The organism is Chondromyces apiculatus DSM 436 (assembly GCF_000601485.1).
GTDB lineage: Bacteria > Myxococcota_A > Polyangia > Polyangiales > Polyangiaceae > Chondromyces > Chondromyces apiculatus.
The window spans coordinates 1-18,309 of sequence record NZ_ASRX01000008.1; the positions used below are offsets into that span (position 1 = coordinate 1).

Genomic DNA, 18,309 nt, shown 5'->3' on the forward strand with positions numbered 1-18,309 from the left:
CCCTCGGCGCGCGGGGGCTTGCGGGCCGGGAGGTGGGCGGTCGTGGGCTCGGCGGACGCGGGGCGCGCGCGGCGGGGGGCGCGGAGGTCATCGCCGTCGTCGCCGTCGTCGTCGGGCATGCCGTGGAGGTCGAGGTCGCTGGTGTCGAAGGCGTCGTCGTCCTCCTCGATGCGGCGGGTGCGGAGGAGGGGGGCCTCGGCCTCGGGGCGGCGCGGGGCGGGGCGCTCGGCGCGGCGCAGGCCCGGGCGCTCGTCACGGCCTTCACGGTCGGGGCGCGGGGCGGAGGCGCTGCGACGGGGCGCGGAGCGGCCTTCAGAGGCATCGCGCGCGCCGCGGGTACCCCGGGTGCTGCGCGAGGTCTCCTCGGTGCCCGCGCTGCTGGAGCGGCCTGCGTGCGAAGAGCGGAGGCGGGGCGCCGGGATCTTGGCCGGACGCTTGGCAGCGCCGCCGGTGCCGGTCCTCGCGGTGCTCCTGCCGCCGCCCGTGGGGGCTCCGGCGCGGGCAGAGCCAGTCTTGGTGCCCGTGCGGGAGGGGCCGGCCTTGGTGCCGCTGCGGGCAGGGCCGGTGGACTTGGTGCCAGGGCGGGCAGGGCCGGACTTGGTGCCGCTGCGGGCAGGGCCGGACCTGGTGGTGGGCCGCTCGGGCTTGCCAGCATCCGATCCGGTCCGCTTCTTCGTGGTCGCCAACGTCGTCTCGCTTTCTCGGGCCCGCGGGCCTCGTGGTCTCCAGGGGGGCGTTCGGGCTCCCGCTCCGGAGGCTCGTCTTCAGCAGTTCGGGTCTCGTAGCCTTTTCCCTGAGGGCCGTTCCCCGGGTGTCTGGCGCGACGCTGGCGCAGAGACGGCGGGGTGCGACCCTCGGGAGCGCAGGGGCCGAGAGGCCCCCTGATGCAGGATACGCAGTCCTACGCAGTACTACGCAGCACCACGCGGTGCCAGCCCCCAAGTGCCCGCGAACGTGGTCCCGGGCGCCGGAGGGGAGGCCTCAACGCACCTGGCCGTCGCCGTGGGCGATCCACTTGAGGGTGGTCAGGCTGGTGAGGCCCATGGGGCCGTAGGCGTGGAGCTTGGTCGTGGAGATGCCGATCTCCGCGCCGAGGCCCAGCTCGCCGCCGTCGTTGAAGCGGGTGGAGGCGTTGACCAGGACGCAGCTCGCGTCGACCTCGCGCAGGAAGCGCTGGGCGTGGTCGTAGCGGGTGGTGCAGATGGCCTCGGTGTGGTTCGAGCCGTAGCGGGCGATGTGGTCGAGGGCGTCGTCGAGGCCACGGACCACCCGGACGGCGAGGATGGGGGCGAGGAACTCGGCGCCGTAGTCGTCGTCGGCCGCGCGGCGGGCGGCGGGGACGAGGGCGCAGGTGGCCTCGTCGCCGCGCAGCTCGAGGCCCCGGGTGTCCACCAGGGTGGCGACGCGGGCGAGGAGGGGGGCGGCGACGCGCTCGTCGACGAGGAGGCACTCCAGGGCGTTGCAGACGCCGGGGCGGGAGAGCTTGCCGTTCTCGACGAGGCGGAGGGCGAGGTCGAGGTCGGCCTCGGCGTCGACGTAGAGGTGGCAGACGCCCTTGTAGTGCTGGATGACGGGGACGCGGGCGTGCTCCGAGACGAAGCGGATGAGGCCCTCGCCGCCGCGGGGGATGGCGAGGTCGATGAGGCCGGTCATGCCGACGAGGAGCTTGGTGGCCTCGCGGTCGAGGGAAGGCAGGATCTGCACGGCGTCGGGCGGGAGGCCAGCCTCGGTGATGGCATCGCGCACGAGGGCGCCGAGGGCGGCGTTCGAGCGGGCCGCTTCCTTGCCGCCGCGGAGGATGACGGCGTTGCCGCTCTTCAGGCAGAGCGCCGCGGCGTCGACGGTGACGTTGGGGCGCGACTCGTAGATCATGGCGATGACGCCGAGGGGGATGCGGACCTGGCCGATGAGGAGGCCATTCGGGCGGTGGCGCATGCCGATGATCTCGCCCACCGGGTCGTCGAGGGAGGCGATCTCCAGGACGGCGTCGGCGAGGGCCTGGAGGCGGGCGGGGGTGAGGACGAGGCGGTCGACGAGGGCGTCGGAGAGGCCTGCTGCGCGGGCGGCGGCGACGTCGGCGGCATTCTCGACGAGCAGCGAGGCGCGCTCCCCTTCGGCGGCCACGGTGCGGAGGCGCTCAGCGACGAGGCGGAGCGCGCGGTCCTTGTCGGCGCGGCCGCGGGGCGCGAGGGCCCGGGCAGCCGCGCGGGCACGCTCGCCGAGGGCGCGCAGCTCGCGGGCGAGATCGGTGGGGTGCTCGGCCGGTGAGCCGGAAGGCGCCGCGGAGGCGGAGGTCGGAGGGGTGGACGACGACGAGGCCAACGCGTGAGGGGCAGGAGGGGCGGCCAGCGGTGACGCGGGCGCGGCGGAGGCTACGGGGGTGTCGAGGGTCGCGCCGTGGTGCTGCGCATGGGGTGAGGTCGACGTCTGCACGGGGTGGACGCTAGCTCGCCTTTCTGCGGGGGCCAACCGGTGTGGTAGGGTGCGGTCGTGGTCGATCGTGTCATTCCCTGCCCTGCTCCCGGGGACGCTGGGCCGAGCCGCGGGTCCGGTGGCAGTGTCCGTGTGCTGCGGCTCGTGAGGCTCGGCGTGCTCAGCGGGTTTTGCGTGGCGTCGCTCGCCGGCTGCGGTGGGCCGCATGCGTCCGAAGATGCACCCGCGCTGCTGGGCACCGCGATCCCCGCAGCGGCGCAGGGCGCGCAAGGGGTGGACATCCCGCAGTTCACAGGGGTGGCCGTGGCGGCACCCTCGGAGAGCGTGGAGATGCCTGTGCCTGGTATTCCGATGCCCTCTCCGATCCCTTCTCCGATGACGCCAACGCCAACGCCGACGCCGACACCGACGCCAGCACCGGTGGGAGGTGGCTCCACCTCGTCGGGAGGGATGGCGCTATGAGGGATGGCGCGATGAGGGCTGGCGCGACGAAGGCTGGCGCGACGAAGGCTGGCGCGACGAAGGCTGGCGCGACGAGGAATGACGCGATGATGAATGGCGCGCTGGGACGCTTGATCCTGCCGGTGGTGTTCACGCTGGGCGCGGTGGCGTGCGGCACCCCGCCGCCGCCCAAGCCGTTGCCCGGTGGACCGCCGCCGGAGTACGAGCAGCCGCGGGCCTACCAGGGCGATCTCGGTGAGCCACCGGCAGCGCCCTCCCCTGCCCTGCCAGCGCCGCCGGAAGAGGCCCCTGCACCTCCCGCCGCGCTGCCCGCACCGTCGAGCGAGATGCCCGCGGCGCCTTCTGCCGCGCCCACGCCGCCTCCGCCGTCGTCACCCGCGCCCGCCTCCTCCAGCAAGCCCGCCCCCTGACGGCAGCGGGCGTCCGCGCCTGGAGCCTGGCGCTCAGGGCACGAGGCGGTCGAGCAGGAAGCCCATCGCCGAGGTCGACGAATCGATGTTGTAGGCGGGGATGTCGGCTTCGAGTTCGGCGCCCACCGCCGCGGCGCGGTCGCGGAGCGCCATGGCGTGGAGGGGGTGGTGCAGGAGGTCGAAGCTCGCGTCGGTGGGCGCGCTGTTGGGTCCGGTGTTCTGGATGTATGCCCCGGGGTCGTCGGAGGACATCAGCGCGAGCATGTCTACATCGGCGCGGTACGCGACCATCTCGGGTGTCTCGAGCGCGGCCGCGATCCCGTCAGCGTCGTTCACGAGCGCGCCGTCGAGGCCGTAGAACCGGACGATCATCGCGCGGAGCTGCGCCTGGCTGAGCAGGAGGTCGTTCGTCACGTACGCATAGCTGTCCGCGAAGACGTCCGGCGCCCAGCGCATGACATCGTAGGTGGACTGGGTGGAGTTCGCCGCAGCGGCGAGGGGCCGGGTGCTCGCGCGCGCGACCATGTCCCCCCCGCCGGGGATGGCCATGTCGTCGTGGAACGCGAGCCACAGGCTGGTGCCGGCACCCGCCGAGCCGCCGTAGACGCCGACGCGCTCGGGGTCGAGGTTGAAGACGTCGGCCCAGCGGCGCACGAACTGCAGCGAGCGCTGGCAGTCCCGCAGGCTCTTGATCACGCCCTCGGTCTCGACGCCAGGGTCCTGAAGCAGCCGGTAGTCCACGCCGATCCACGCGACGCCAGCGTCGGTGACCTGGCGCAAGGCGCTCGCGCTCCCGGAGTAGGCCGTGGTCCGGCTACCGCCCGTGAAGCCGCCACCGTGGAAGAAGAAGACCGCTGCCGTGGGCGTGCCGGACTCGGGCAGGAACACGTCCATGACCTGCGCGGGATCGGGGCCGTAGGGGACCGCCTCGGCGAACCGCACGCCGTCGGCGAGGTTCGCGACAGGCGGGTCGCTGAACGCCAGCTCCGGGGGCACATCGGGCTCGGCCGTGCTGCCGCCAGTACCGCCAGTACCGCCGGAGCCACCCGTACCGCCGGTGCCGCCGGAGCCACCCGTACCGCCGGTGCCGCCGGCCCCTCCGGCAGAGGGCTGCTGGGTGCCGGTCGATCCGGCTTCGCCGCCACCGCCCCCTGAATCCGAGCCTCCGCACGCATAGAGCGGCCCCACGCCGAGGACGAGGGCGAGCGCAACCGATCGTGAGAAGGAGGTCATGGCAGGCTTCTCCAGTGCAGCCGAGCAGGGACGCTACCGGGTTCGCCGGTCGACAACAACGCCACCGGGCGGCGCGGGCGGCCGGTCAGACATCCCGCCGCAGCTCCCGAGCCCGGGTACGCAGGACTGGCGGGGGTCGATGGACCGTGGTAGCGGCACGCATGCATTCGACCTCTGTTGAGGCGCGCGACGCGCGCGACGAGCACGGCGCGGCCGTGGGCCACCCGCGGGAGATGGTGGCCATCCTCGACTTCGGATCGCAGTACACGCAGCTCATCGCGCGGCGCGTGCGGGAGGCGGGGGTCTACTGCGAGATCTACCGCTACGACGTGCCCGTCGCGCAGCTCCGCAGGCCGAACGTGAAGGCGCTCATCCTGAGCGGCGGGCCGGCGAGCGTGTACGGTGTGGACGCGCCGCACGCGTCGCGGGAGGTGCTGGAGCTGCCGCTGCCGATCCTGGGCATCTGCTACGGCCTGCAGTTCCTCGCCCACCAGCTCGGCGGCAAGGTGGAGCGCGCGGCGGAGGGCGAGTACGGCCCGGCCAAGGTCGAGGTGCAGCGCACGACGGGTGTGTTCTCGCGGTTCGAGAAGGGCGAGATGCTCGACGTGTGGATGAGCCACGGCGATCGTCTCTCCGAGCTGCCCGCGGGGTTCGAGCCGCTCGGGGCGAGCGCGAGCTGCGAGTACTGCGCGATCGGCAACGAGGCCTCGCAGATCTACGGCCTCCAGTTCCACCCGGAAGTGGTGCACACGAAGCGCGGCAAGGACATCCTGGAGGGGTTCCTGTTCGACGTGGTGAAGCTCGGCCGGAGCTGGACGCCGGCGTCGATCGTCGATCAGGCCGTGGCGGCGGTGCAGGAGAAGGTGGGGCCCGACGCACGGGCAGTCCTCGGCCTCTCGGGCGGGGTCGACTCGTCGGTGGCGGCGGTGCTGTGCCACCGGGCCCTCGGCGATCGGCTCACCTGCATCTTCGTGGACAACGGCCTGCTCCGCGAGGGCGAGGGGGAAGCGGTGGAGCGGATGTTCGGCGAGCACTTCCGCCTGAACCTGATCCACGTCAAGGCGGGGGAACGCTTCCTCGACGCGCTCGCGGGCGTGAGCGATCCGGAGCAGAAGCGGAAGATCATCGGGCGGGTCTTCATCGAGGTCTTCGAGGAAGAGGCGCGCAAGATCCCGGGGGCGAGCTTCCTCGTGCAGGGGACGCTGTACCCAGACGTGATCGAGAGCGTGTCGTTCAAAGGGCCCAGCGCGGTGATCAAGAGCCACCACAACGTGGGGGGGCTGCCGGAGCGGATGCAGCTCGGCCTCGTGGAGCCGCTGCGGGAGCTGTTCAAGGACGAGGTGCGGGCGGCGGGCGAGGCGCTGGCGATGCCGCGGGAGGTGCTGTACCGGCAGCCGTTCCCCGGGCCGGGGCTCGCGGTGCGCTGCCTGGGCGCGGTGTCCGCGGAGAAGCTCCGGGTGCTCCGCGAGGCCGACGCGATCTTCGAGGAGGAAGTGCGGGCGGCAGGGCTGTACGAGGTGCTGTGGCAGAGCTTCTGCGTGCTCCTGCCGGTGCGCACCGTGGGCGTGATGGGCGACGAGCGGACCTACGACGAGGTGATCGCCCTGCGGGCAGTACACTCGACCGACGGCATGACCGCAGACTGGGCGAGGCTGCCCTACGATCTGGTGGGGCGGGTGAGCGCGCGCATCATCAACGAGGTGCGCGGGGTGAACCGGGTGGTGCTCGACGTCTCGTCGAAGCCGCCGTCGACCATCGAGTGGGAGTGATGCGGGGAGGCTTGGAATCGACGATGCTGCCGCAGGTGATCCGGAGGAAGGTGGCCGCGCTGGCGCTGCTGGTCAGCGCGCTCGGCGCAGGCATGACAGGGTGCGTGGCGCAGACGCCCGATACAGTCTCGCTGCGGGTGCAGGGAGCCGACGCCGATGCATCGGTGACCGTGGACGATCAGTACCTGGGAGCCCTCGCCTACGTGGCCAAGCGCGGGGTGGCGCTGCCGCCAGGGCAGCACCGGGTGACCGTGGAGAAGGCAGGGTACTTCCCGTGGGACCGGCTGGTGACCGCCAGGAGCGGCGTGGGCCCGATCGTGCTCACGGTGGAGCTGCGGCGGATTCCGGACTGACGTCAGCCTTCCTGGTCGCCGAGGAGGCGCCAGAAGAAGATGCCGGCGCCGACGACGAAGAGGGCGCCGGCGACCCAGAAGGCGCGGAGCGGTCCGAGCATCAGCCCAGCGCTGGCCGAGGCGTCGTCGCCGGAGGTCTTCATGATGACGTCGACCACGATCAGCACCGTGGCCAGGGCGATGGCGGCGATGGCCACGCCCACCCGGCGGAGCTGGTTCGGGCCAGGCGGGGGCACGGCGAGCGGAGGGCGCTGCGGGATGACGTTGTGCACCGGGCGAGGCGGCCGCAGCGCAGGGTGCCCCTGCGGAAGCTGAGAGGTCGCGTCTGCCGAGGGCAAGGCGCCCGGCGGGACGGAGAGCGGGGCCTGGCGGGTCGAGATCGGGGCGAGGGAGATGCGCCCCGACGCAGGGGGAGGGAGCGAGCCGCGGGCGGTGCGCGGAGGGGCGTCGATCTCCGCGTCGAGGGGAGGCGGGGTGCTCAGCTCGCGGGTGCGCGGGGCCAGCGCGGAGGAGGCTCCCCAGGCCTGGTCGCCGGCCGGGTCGACGCGGTGGCTCCGGGGCATGGGGTCGCTCTGCGGCAGGTCCAGCTCGACGCCCGGGAGCTCCAGCTCCGGGGTCGGAGGCCGGATGCTCAGGGGGGCGCGGGAGCGAAGAGAGGAGGGCTCGACGTCGAGCTCAAGGCCGACAGGGGCGTCGGGCATCTCCAGCCACACGTCGGCGCGCTGCTTGATCTGCGGGCGCGCCGCGGAGGCCGGCGCCGAGGGGGGCGGGACGGAGAGCGGGCCGTAGCCATCGTCCGAGGGGCGGTTGCCGAACGAAGGCGAGAAGCCGAGGGCCGATTCCAGCTCGGTCCAGAAGGTCTCGATGTCCTTGGTGCGGTCGCGCGGGTTGACGGCGAGCGCGCGCTCGAAGACGGCGTCCACGTCCGCGGCCACGTTGCACCCCTCGGCCCGAGGGGTGGGGCGACGCTCCGGGTCGAGGGCAGTGCCCATCATGGCCTGGGTCTCGCCGTCGATGATCTGGTGGCCGACGAGGGTCTCCACCATGGTCAGCGCCAGGCCCCAGACGTCGGTCCAGGGGCCCGCCTGCCCGTAGCGCTTGGGGACCCACTGCTCGGGGGCCGCGTAGGCGGGCGAGAAGGCGTTGAGCTGGTCGGAGCTGGTCACCTTGCCCACGGCCTGCTCCGCCAGGCTACGCGCCTGGGCGATGCCGAAGTCGAGGATACGGGCGCGGTCCACGCCGTCGTGGGTGACGATGAAGATGTTCTCCGGCTTGAGATCGCGGTGGATGACGGAGATGGTCGTGCCGTCCGCGCCCGAGAAGTGGTGGGCCCGGGCGATGGCGTGGGCGATGGGCCGGAAGAGCTTCATCAGCTTCTGCAGCGCCATGGGCGCCTCGCCCTGCATGCGCCGCCGGTCGATGAGCCGGTCGAGTGCCTCGCCTTCGAGCCATTCCATGGCGAGGAACGGGACGAACTGCCCGTTCTTGAGGTGGAGAACGTCGATGTGGAGCGGGCGCACCACCTCGGGGATCGAGGCCGAGAGGCGGAAGAGGAGCTGGGCTTCTTCCCGGAACTTCTCCAGGAACAGCTCCCGCTCTTTCGGGGTGCGCGCCTCCGAGACCTTGAGACACTTCAGCGCGACGGGCGCGCGGAACCCACCGTGCAGCGCACGGTACACGACGCCAAATCCACCCTCGGCGACCACCTTCTCGATGTGGAAGTTGCCCGCCTGCGTGGTTCCGACGATGCCGAAGACGTCGTCTGCCATGCCAGCAGACCTGCAATAGCGCAGAGGATGCCCCGATCGGAAGTCCTACCGTCGCCATGGTGGCCATGAACACGCACAAGCAACCCCGACCGTGGAGGCTCTGTCGGGAGCTTCCCCGGGGTGATCGAGGGCTGAACGGAGGGGGCGGTTGGGCTGCGGAGAAGGGCGGGAGGGGCGGAGTGCGACCTCAGCCCTTGAGGTGCTGGGAAGCGTCACGCTCGGCGCGGCGCGCTTCCTTCTCGGCGCGATCGTCCTCCTGGAGGATGGAGAAGACGAGGCCCGCGCCGATGATGGGGACCAGCCAGATCAACTGCGCCTGCCACACCTTCTGCTTCTGCTCGTACATGCTGCTGCGGAAGACGCGCACGGTGAGGTAAAGCTGGAATGCGACGATCACGAGGACGGCCGCGGCGATGGTGATCTCGAAAAGTCCCATGGATCAGCGCAAGACTAACCACGCCATCGGCGGCCGCAAGGTGCGTTTTGCAGCCCTGCTCGTCGGGGTGGCCGCGTGCACGCCGCCCTCCTCGGAGGTCGAAGGAGGCGATCTGCTGGGGGTCTTCGATCGGGACGCCGGCGCGCGGGACGCAGCGGCCGAGGGAGGAGCCCCAGGCCCTCGGGATGCCGGCAAAGCAGCCACGGGCTCCACGTCGCAGCCGGAACCTGGGCCATCGCCCACGGCTTCTGCCATGGTGAGCGCGCCGCGAGCACCGCGCACGCCTCCCGAAGGGAGCTGTGTCGCGCCCGAGGGAGAGCCGCTGCGCGAGCTGCGCCGCACGCTGGGGCGCCCGCCATGCCGTGGGGCACAGATCCTGGAGCACCGCGACGCAGAGGGCTCGCCGCGGTACGCCTGTGTGTTCGCGCCTCCCGGGGTGGAGACGCGGGCACCGCTGCCGGTGGTCGTCTTCTTTCACGCAGAGGACGACAACCCCACCGGCGTCGAGAAGCGAACCAGCCTTCGCAAGCTCTCCAGCCAGACCAACCTGACCGGGGATCCCGCCCACACCGGGTTCATCGTGCTGGCGCCCCAGGGCCGCACGTTCAAGGGCAAGCCGGGATCGCAGTTCGACACCGGAGCCACCGGGCCGGACAACGTCGATCTCGCGGTGGTGGATCATTTTCTGGAGCAGCTCACCGCCCGCGGGCTGGTCGATCGCAGCCGCGTGTACACGCTCGGGATGGGGGCCGGCGGCCACATGGCGGCCACGTACGCAATGATGCGTGCCGACAAGGTGGCAGCGTTCGCCACCTTCGCAGCGGACGCCCCGCCGGCCACCTGGGCCTGCCCGGGGCCACCGCCGCCAGCGATGGTGCTGTACCGAGCGTGTGACGCGGCCGTGTCCTGCGAGTCGGTGGAGCGCTGGCTGCGGGTGCGGGAGACGCAGGGGGCAGAGACGCCCTCGCTGCGGCTCGGCGAGGATCGGCGGGAGGAGCCGCACTGCACCCTGAAAAAACGGTGCTCCGAGAGCAAAGGCATGATCCACCACAACCGCTGGCCGAAGAGCCGGGAGGCGGACCTCCTGCGGTTCCTCGGCGGGCACGCGCTCGCCGTGCAGCGGTGACGCCGTGACCTGAAGGTGTGCGAGGTGCGTGCCGGTGTGCTGCAGTGGCTGCATGGCGCGCAGGTGAGCGCAGGGGGAAAGGTCGCGGAGGTCGCGGAGGTCGCGGAGGTCGAGGAAGCGCAGGGCTGAAAGAAGGAAGCCACGGAGGCCGCTGGAAGCCGTCGGAAGCCGCCGGAGGCATTGAGCCACGGGGACCTTCAGCGTAACCTGGCCAGCCCGATGAACCAGGCTCAGGCCATCCTCACCCCTCTCCCCGTTGGGACTTCCCTCATTCCCGGTACGCTGCGTGCCGAGATGGATGCGCGCCGCGCCGCGGGGCGGAGCTTCGACGTGCGGGAGGCGCTCCGTATCATCGTGCCGCTGTGCACCCAGCTCGCCGAACTGCACGGGCAGGGCGCGAAGCTCTTCGTCAACCCCTCCTCGCTCGGCTACACGCCGGAGCGCGGGATCCGGGTGATCGAGCACCTGGCCGGCACGGCCCCCTCGCTGCCACGTGACCGCGCCTGCCTCGCGCCGGAGGAGCGGTCAGGGGCACCCGGGGATGCGCGCGGCAGCGTCTTCGCGGTCGGCGCGATCCTGTACGAGCTGCTCACCGGCGCCAGCGTGGGCCCCGGGATGCGCAGGCCCGCCGAGGTCATCCCCGATCTGCCTCCCACGCTGGAGGGGGTGATGGGCAAGGCGCTCGTCGCCGACCCGAAGCTCCGCCCAGCCGACCTCGGGGCGCTCGCCCAGGCGCTCCACAACGTGTCTCCGGCTGCCTCGATGCGGCCGCCGATGGCGAGCGACGTGCTCCTCGACGAGGACGGCATCGAGGTCAACGTGTCCATGTCGATGATCCCGCCCTCGGTGGCGCCCGTGGGCGGTGTCGGGGCGCCTGCCATCCCCTCGGCCCCGGCGCTGCCGCGGTTTCAGGCGGTGAGCAACGAGGGCCCCTACGCGGTGGCCATCCCGGCGGCGCGGCCGCCGGTGCGGAACGCGAACGATCCCACGCAGAAGCTGGCCGACCTCAAGGCGAGCCTGGAGTCGGACCCGCGCCCCCGCTACGTGGTGGTCAAGGGCGGCATGGATCACGGGCCCTTCTCGGCCGTGGAGCTGCTCCAGCAGGTCGCCTCGGGGCAGTTCGCCGGCACCGACGTGCTGCGAGACAGCTTCCTGCGCGAGGAGCGCGCCATCCAGGACTGGGAGGAGTTCGCGCCCTTCGCCGAGCAGGCCAAGCTGAACCGGGACATCGTCCAGGAGAAGAAGGCCTTCGAGGAGGTGGTCCAGAAGGAGCGCCAGGGCATGCAGTACAAGGCGCTCATCGGCGTCGCGCTGATGGGCGTGATCCTGGCTGCGGGCGGCGGGTTCTGGCTGCGGCGGCGGGCCACCCAGCAAAAGGAGCTCGCGGTGCAGGATCGAAGCGGCACCATCGAGGTCGACGTGAAGAGCGGCCTGACGAACCCCAACAAACAGGGCGGGCCCGGCGCGGGCGGGACGCGCCCGGCGGGTGGCGGCAACTACCCGGTCCTCGGGGGCGGCATGAGCTGCGAGGCGGCGCAGGCGCGGTACGTGGAGGAGTACAAGATGGGCAGCAGCGGCACGCCGGCAGACCTCACGGCCGGCGCCTACGGCGCAGTGCTCAACAAGGGCAGCTACCTGAACTCCTGCGGGGTCCCCTCGAGCATGTCGGTGAACATCTGCGCGGCGGTACAGAACGGGCGGGCCGTCGGGGTCACCGTCTCCACGAACCCGTCGAACCCAGGCATCGCCTCCTGCGTGGCTGGCCAGATCCGCGGGATCGGCTTCCCGTCTCACCCTCGCCTCGACGTGACCCGTACCACCTTCGCGGCGAACTGACGTCGCAGCGACCTGAGCACGACCCGCGTCGCCACGAGATCCGCGCCATGTCCGCCGAGCCGATGATCCGCATCGAGGGGCTCACCAAGAGCTTCGGCGGGAGATCGGTGCTGCAGGGCGTGGACCTGGCGATCCCCCGCGGATGCCTCTACGGGCTCATCGGCCCGGGGGCCTCGGGCAAGAGCGTGCTGCTCAAGATGATCACGGGGCTGCTCCGGCCCGACGGCGGCCGGGTCGTGGTCGACGGCAAGGACGTGCACGCGCAGAGCGAGCTTGAGCTGCAGCAGTTCCGGCTCAAGTTCGGCATGCTGTTCCAGAACAACGCCCTGTTCGACTACATGAACGTGGGCGACAACATCGCCTTCCCCCTCAGGCGCCTCAACCAGCTCTCCGAGGAGGAGATCGCGGCCCGCGTGGCCGACCGGCTCAGGGTGGTCTCGCTCCCCGGCTTCGAGGACCGGACGCCGGCCGGCTTGTCGGGTGGGCAGAAGAAGCGGGTGGGGGTTGCCCGGGCGACCATCACCCGCGGCGAGATCGTCCTCTATGACGAGCCGGCGGCTGGCCTCGATCCGGTGACCTCGCAACGCATCTTCGACCTGCTCCGCCGCGAGCAGCAGGCAGCGAATGCCACGGTCGTCATGGTCTCCAGTGACCTGGACAGGCTGCTCACGGTCACCGATCGGGTGGGGATGCTCTACCGCGGACGTCTCCTTTTCGACGGCACCACTGGTGAGGCGAAGGCGAGCCAGGATCCGCACGTGCGTCAGTTCGTTCACGGGTTGACCGACGGTCCCCTGTGACCGCTCCAGGCGCTCGCCGCCGCTCAGACGGCTCAAGGTGTGGGTGCGTGGAGCGCGGCGTGAACGCGTGAGACACGACGCCGAGATTTCGTCTCGGAGTCGCGAACAGATCACACAGGCCCAGTGATTGCCTGGCATACTGCGTGGTTATGCTGTGGCGTGTTCTGAGCGCTGCACGACCCGCGGCGATCGCGGTGTTGCAATGTGCAACCCAGGCCGCTGCGAACCCCGGAGGAGTCCCACCCTATGAGCCGTCTCCGCTCGCTGGTCCTCGTCGCCCCTGCCCTGGCGCTCGCTGCAGCCGCAAGCCCCGCATCGGCGCAATCGCTGGATCGGCGCCCCTACCTGCAGCTCGCGACGCCCACCTCGGTCACCGTCGTCTGGACGACCGACGTCGCGTCGAACACGCGGCTCCGTTATGGAGCGAGCCCGGCTGCACTGAGCACCACCGTCGACAATGCGGCGGCGGTGACCCAGCACGAGGTGACCCTCACCGGCCTCACCCCCGGGACCCGCTACTACTACAGCGTCGGTACCACCGGCAGCACGCTGGCGGGCGCCGACAACGACCACTACTTCGAGACGGCGCCGGTCGTGGGCAGCGCGAAGAAGTTCCGGGCGTGGGTGCTCGGCGACTCTGGCTACAACGCGCAGGTGGTGCGGACCATGCGCGACGCCATGCTGAGGAACTTCGGGGATTACCGCCCCCAGCTCCTCCTCCACCTCGGGGACATGGCGTACAACAGCGGCACGACCAGCGAGTTCTCGGTCAACTTCTTCAGCAACTTCCAGTCGACCCTGCGCAACACCATCACCTGGCCGACCTTCGGCAACCACGAGGGCCTGAGCGCCTCGTCCGCGGACCAGAGCGGCCCCTACTACACGGCCTTCGTCCTGCCCACCCAGGGCCAGGCGGGCGGCGTCCCCTCCGGGACCGAGGCCTACTATTCCTACGACTACGCCAACGTGCACTTCGTGGTGCTCAACTCCTACGACGTGCCCAAGGGCCACAGCAGCCCGATGCTGACCTGGCTGCAGACGGACCTGGCGGCGAACAACCAGGAATGGACGGTCGCCTACTGGCACCACCCCCCGTACACGCGGGGCACGTACAGCTCCGATCAAGACGCGGCCATGATCGAGATGCGCGAGAACGTCCTCGAGCTGCTCGAAGCCGAGGGGGTCGACCTGGTGCTGTCGGGGCACTCCCACGTTTACGAGCGGTCCCACCTGCTCGACGGCGCGTACGCCACCCCGACCGTGGCCACGGGGCACATCCTCGACGACAGGGGCGGCAGGCCGCTGGTCAACGGGCCCTACCGCAAGGCCCCGAACCAGGCAGCGCACAACGGCACGGTGTACGTGGTCGCTGGCCACGCCGGGTACGTCGGCTCGCAGGGCGTGCACCCGGTCATGGCCAAGACCGAAGCCTTCTCGGGCTCCTGCCTCCTCGACGTGCAGGGCAACCGGCTCAGCCTCATGAACGTCCGCAGCGACGATCGGGTGAGCGACCGGTTCACGATCCTCAAGGGCAGCGGCTTCGTGCTCAGCGCCCCCGAAGGCGGCGACAAGGTCGGCTACGGCGTGCCTTACACCGTCAAGTGGTCGACCGCGGGCGACATCCCCACGGTCAACCTCGCCTACACGCTCGATGACGGCGCCACCTGGACGAGCATCGCGCAGAACGTGAGCAACACCGGTACGTATAGCTGGACCCCGCCCGTCGTAGGCACGACCCGCGCCATGGTGCGCGTCTCCAGCGCCAGCAACCCCGCGCTCTTCGACGAGAGCAACACGGGCTTCACGCTGCAGACGCCCGTGGACGTGCCGATCCAGTTCGGAGACTACTGGGCCTACGACGACAGCGGGGTTGACCGGGGGACTGCCTGGCTCAGCGCGTCCTACGACGACAGCGCCTGGAAGGCCGGCTACGGGGAGCTCGGCTACGGCGACGGAGACGAGGAGACGGCGCTCGCCCGCAGCGTGCCCTCCCGCCCGTCGGCGTACTTCCGGAAGGTCATCCCGGTGAACAGTCCGATCAGCGCGGCATCGCTCAGGGTCATCCACGACGACGGGGTGGTGGTCTGGGTCAACGGCGTGCGGGTCTTCTCGAAGTACATCGGGAGCACCGACTACGCCGCCTTTGCCACCTCGGGCGGCGCCGACAACGAGCTGAGCACGGGCACCATCTCCCTGTCGCCGAACCCGTTCGTGGTGGGCAGCAACGTGGTGACCGCCATGGTCAAGCAGATCTCGGGAGACTCGGACGACCTGTCGTTCGATCTCGAACTCTCCCTCACTCCGGGATCCAGCGGCGGCAGCGGCGGGGCCGGCGGTAGCGGGGGATCCGGTGGCAGCGGCGGCAGCGGTGGTAGCACCAGTGCCAGCTCCACGAGCGCCACGACGTCCAGCGCCACGAGCGCCAGCTCCACGAGCGCCAGCTCCACGAGCGCTTCGACCGCCAGTTCCACCACCGTCAGCGCCAGTTCCTCGGCGTCGGGCAGCGGCGGCAGTGGCGGTAGCGGCGGCGGATCGAGCAGCGGCGACGCCTGCATGCAGAATCTGCCGAGCTGCCTCGTGATCAAGCGTGGCACCTTCGGGTCGGTCCGCGACGCCACCATCTGGCAGAGCAACCCCTCGTACAACGACGGCGCGAGCGCCTCGCTCTACTCCGGCATCGCCAGCAACAACGGCGGGAACCGGGTCGGGCTGGTCCGGTTCGACCTCGGCTTCATCCGCAACCACGCGCCGGTCTGCTCCGCAGTCCTGAAGCTCACGCAGGGGTACCGCGGCACCTCGGGGCTCGTGCGCCTGCACGAGGTGCTCATCCCGTGGACGGAGCAGTCGGCCACCTGGAGCAGCATCCAGCAAGGGTGGGATCCCTTCGTGCTCGGCTCCATTGTGGCCGCGAGCGGCGCGGGTGGTGACCGTGCCGTGGACGTGACGGGCATGGTCCAGGACTGGGTGAACGGCGTCCCGAACGACGGCTTCGCCTTCGAGGAGGCTGCGACCGCGGATCGCACCTCGTTCTACAGCAGCGAGTACACCACCGCCGCGCGACTCCCCCGCCTCGAGATCTGCTACGTGCCCTGACGCTCCAGCCCCCCACCCTGCCGGCGCGTCCGACGCGCGCCGGCCGGATGTCTCATCCACACAGCCGAGAACACTGTCCGCTTCCCGAGCCCCTGCCGTGGGAATCAGGAGGTGCCGAGGAAGCGCACCACCACGCACGTCACGTTGTCCGGACCCCCGCGCTGGTTGGCGAGCTCGATCAGCAGGTCCACCGCGGACTCCACGTCGGGCGCCGCGGCGAGCACGTCCACGATGTCGTCGTCGGGCACCGGCCCGGTCAGCCCGTCGGAGCAGACGAGGAAGGCGTCGCCCGCCTCCACGCGCTCCATGCGAAGCTCGACCTCGACGGTGCGCTCCATCCCCAGCGCGCGCGTGACCACGCTCCGGGCGATGATGGGGTCGATGCCCTCGGGCAAGATCTCCCCGCGCCGCGCGAACTCGTTGTGGAGCGAGTGGTCCTCGGTGAGCCGCGTGAGCTGCCCCGACCGGAAGCGGTAGACCCGGCTGTCTCCCACGTGGGCGATGTACGCCATGCCCTCGGCGACGAGCATCCCCGCGAAGGTGGTCGCCATGCCCCGGTGCCGGAGGTCGCGCATCCCGGTGTCGAAGATCTGTTTGTTGGCCTGCCAGAGGCACGAGAGGAGGCGCAGCTCGATGGGGCTCTGCGACTCCTTGAGGTCCGAGGGGCGGGTGATCTCCACGTCCTGCTCGTCGGCGCAGCAGCCATGCACCACGTCGACGGCCATCTTCGAGGCCACCTCGCCGCTGGCGGCGCCGCCGATGCCATCGGCCACGATGAAGAGACCGAGGTCGGCGTCCGAGGCGAAGCTGTCCTCGTTGTGCTCTCGCTGGCGTCCCACGTCAGTTGCTCCGGCAGCCTCGATGCGGAGGAGCCGGGTCATAGGTACCTCGTCAGGGGTCGGGTCATGGATGCTGGGGCGAGTCTGCCACGGGTACGACACGGGTGTAAAACGCGCGGTTCTTTTCCGGCAGCTCCCACGCGCCCCATCCCGCAGGAAAACCTGTGATGACCTCGCGCGTGGGTGCCGCCGGAAGCGCCGCGCCGGTGCGGGCATGGCCTGCAGGAGCGGAGGAGATCCTTCAGGGTCGCGATCCCTGAGGTAACCCCTGCAGAAGTACCTCAGAGGTTGGTCACAAACCCCAGAAAGCCAGCATGAAACCGGCCCGCATTTCTTCGAGGTCCGGGCCTGGCGCCAGGCGCCACGATCACCGCGCGGGAGTTGGCCCTGGCGCTGCCGCTCGGCCAGGATGCATCGCGGGGAGCCCGGATGCGCGACTCGGCCGATGACGCGAGCGGCTCCACTGCCGAACGCGCAGTGGAGGTGGAGCGCACCCGCAATGCGCGGCAGGTCGTCACCATCCGGTTCGTGGGCTCCGCCCTCATCCTGCTGCTCTCGCTCGGGATCACGTACGGCGCGGGGCTCGCCGACTGGGCGCCTTACGCGCAGGCCTTCGCCCTCCACACCGCCCTCAGCGCGGTCCTGCTCGCGGTGACGCAGCGCTCACCACGGAGCGCGCGCTGGTCGGGCTGGGCCGTCGTCCTCGTCGACCTGCCGCTCATCCACTGGGCGCAGATGCGTTCGCTCCCCGTCTCCCCTTCCCCGGGCGGCGTCGCGGCCTTCTCCCTCGGGATCTACAGCGTCTTTCTGCTGTTCTCGTCGCTCTCCCTGAACACCCGCCTCTGCGCCGCGGTGGCCGTGGTGGGCGCCGCGTCCGTGGTTCTCCAGCAACAGGCCGCCGGCATCCGGGTGGGCGCCCAGGTGGCCGCGGTCATCGTGCTCGGCCTTGCGGCGACGGCCACCGCCCACCTCATCCGCCGCACCCGCTACCTCGTCGGCAACGTCGCGCGCGAGGAGCTGAAGCGGGAGCGCCTCGGGCGCTACTTCTCTCCGACCGTCGCCGCGCGCCTCCTGGAGACCGAGGCCGGCACCCGGCCCGAGACCCGCCAGGTCACCCTGCTCTTCTCGGACATCCGCGACTTCACCGCCCTCAGCGAGGACCTCACGCCGGTGCAGGTGGTGGCGATGCTCAACGAGTACCACACCCACATGGTCGACGCGGTCTTCCGCAACGGCGGGACGCTCGACAAGTTCCTCGGCGACGGCCTCATGGCCTATTTCGGCGCCCCCCTCGACGACGCGGCGCACGCCGAGCATGCCGTCCACTGCGCGCTCGACATGGTCGCCGAGCTCGACGACGTGAACCGCGACCGCGCCGCGCGCGGCGAGATCCCGCTCCGGGTCGGCATCGGCGTCCACACCGGCGACGTGGTCGTGGGCGACATCGGCTCGCCCTCACGGCGCCTTGAGTACACGGCCATCGGCGACGCGGTGAACCTCGCCTCCCGCATCGAGGGCCTGACCAAGGTGCACGGCAAGGACGTGCTCGTCTCCGAATCGACCCGCACCCTCTGCCGGGAGAAGTTCGGCTGGATCGAGGCTCCCCCCATGGCGGTGAAGGGCAAGACCACGCCGGTGCGCACCTTCGTCCCCCTCCGCCTCGGCGACCCCCGCGCCGAGCGGCTCTCCGTGGTCGACATCACCGTGCCACCCCAGGCGCTCTGAGCCGCCCTGAGCGGACACTCTGGGC

General features: G+C 71.1%; 13 protein-coding genes and 1 pseudogene. 8 read left to right on the plus strand and 6 right to left on the minus strand.

Annotated features, from left to right (window positions below):
- Positions 1 to 686: pseudogene (locus tag CAP_RS05800) on the minus strand (hypothetical protein); the annotation flags it as partial.
- Between the two features lie 295 nt (positions 687 to 981).
- Positions 982 to 2,232, minus strand: coding sequence for a glutamate-5-semialdehyde dehydrogenase (locus CAP_RS05805; protein WP_044237341.1), 1,251 nt, complete (start codon positions 2,230 to 2,232; stop codon positions 982 to 984).
- A gap of 674 nt (positions 2,233 to 2,906) precedes the next feature.
- Here CAP_RS05805 and CAP_RS49940 point away from each other — a divergent pair.
- Positions 2,907 to 3,305 (plus strand): hypothetical protein, encoded by a 399-nt coding sequence (locus tag CAP_RS49940; RefSeq protein WP_156040524.1) that lies wholly within the window; start codon positions 2,907 to 2,909, stop codon positions 3,303 to 3,305.
- A 33-nt stretch (positions 3,306 to 3,338) separates the two neighbouring features.
- On the opposite strand, the gene CAP_RS43800 is transcribed toward CAP_RS49940, so the two are convergent.
- The gene (locus tag CAP_RS43800) at positions 3,339 to 4,538 is read right to left on the minus strand and encodes an alpha/beta hydrolase (RefSeq protein ID WP_052374251.1); all 1,200 of its coding nucleotides are present in this window, start codon (positions 4,536 to 4,538) and stop codon (positions 3,339 to 3,341) included.
- A gap of 233 nt (positions 4,539 to 4,771) precedes the next feature.
- Here CAP_RS43800 and guaA point away from each other — a divergent pair, with 233 nt between their 5' ends.
- Entirely contained in the window at positions 4,772 to 6,307 is a 1,536-nt protein-coding gene (gene guaA, locus CAP_RS05820) for a glutamine-hydrolyzing GMP synthase (RefSeq protein WP_044237351.1), read from the plus strand.
- A gap of 11 nt (positions 6,308 to 6,318) precedes the next feature.
- Positions 6,319 to 6,660, plus strand: coding sequence for a PEGA domain-containing protein (locus CAP_RS05825; RefSeq protein ID WP_231511148.1), 342 nt, complete (start codon positions 6,319 to 6,321; stop codon positions 6,658 to 6,660).
- Between the two features lie 2 nt (positions 6,661 to 6,662).
- Here the strand turns inward: CAP_RS05825 and CAP_RS05830 are convergent, their stop codons facing one another.
- Both CAP_RS05830 and CAP_RS05835 read right to left on the minus strand, forming a co-directional pair.
- A complete protein-coding gene (locus CAP_RS05830; RefSeq protein WP_044237046.1) occupies positions 6,663 to 8,429 on the minus strand; it encodes a serine/threonine protein kinase in 1,767 nt (588 codons plus the stop codon).
- 187 nt (positions 8,430 to 8,616) lie between these two features.
- Positions 8,617 to 8,865, minus strand: a complete 249-nt coding sequence (locus tag CAP_RS05835; protein ID WP_044237049.1) for a hypothetical protein — start codon at positions 8,863 to 8,865, stop codon at positions 8,617 to 8,619.
- Here CAP_RS05835 and CAP_RS05840 point away from each other — a divergent pair.
- The 4 genes from CAP_RS05840 to CAP_RS43805 all read left to right on the plus strand — a co-directional run bounded on the left by CAP_RS05840 (position 8,864) and on the right by CAP_RS43805 (position 15,720).
- Positions 8,864 to 9,991, plus strand: coding sequence for an alpha/beta hydrolase family protein (locus CAP_RS05840; protein WP_044237052.1), 1,128 nt, complete (start codon positions 8,864 to 8,866; stop codon positions 9,989 to 9,991). The genes CAP_RS05835 and CAP_RS05840 overlap by 2 nt on opposite strands.
- A 219-nt stretch (positions 9,992 to 10,210) precedes the next feature.
- Positions 10,211 to 11,827 carry a serine/threonine-protein kinase gene (locus tag CAP_RS05845; RefSeq protein WP_044237054.1) on the plus strand — a complete coding sequence of 539 codons (1,617 nt, stop codon included), beginning with the start codon at positions 10,211 to 10,213 and terminating at the stop codon, positions 11,825 to 11,827.
- Positions 11,828 to 11,874: 47 nt separating this feature from the next.
- Positions 11,875 to 12,627: an ABC transporter ATP-binding protein gene (locus tag CAP_RS05850; protein ID WP_231511149.1), complete on the plus strand. Its 753-nt coding sequence runs from the start codon at positions 11,875 to 11,877 to the stop codon at positions 12,625 to 12,627.
- A 246-nt stretch (positions 12,628 to 12,873) separates the two neighbouring features.
- Positions 12,874 to 15,720, plus strand: coding sequence for a DNRLRE domain-containing protein (locus tag CAP_RS43805; RefSeq protein WP_052374255.1), 2,847 nt, complete (start codon positions 12,874 to 12,876; stop codon positions 15,718 to 15,720).
- A 104-nt stretch (positions 15,721 to 15,824) separates the two neighbouring features.
- On the opposite strand, the gene CAP_RS05860 is transcribed toward CAP_RS43805, so the two are convergent.
- Positions 15,825 to 16,601: a PP2C family protein-serine/threonine phosphatase gene (locus tag CAP_RS05860; RefSeq protein ID WP_044237056.1), complete on the minus strand. Its 777-nt coding sequence runs from the start codon at positions 16,599 to 16,601 to the stop codon at positions 15,825 to 15,827.
- Between the two features lie 387 nt (positions 16,602 to 16,988).
- Here CAP_RS05860 and CAP_RS05865 point away from each other — a divergent pair, with 387 nt between their 5' ends.
- A complete protein-coding gene (locus CAP_RS05865) occupies positions 16,989 to 18,284 on the plus strand; it encodes an adenylate/guanylate cyclase domain-containing protein (protein WP_044237058.1) in 1,296 nt (431 codons plus the stop codon).
- The last annotated feature ends 25 nt before the right edge of the window (positions 18,285 to 18,309 follow it).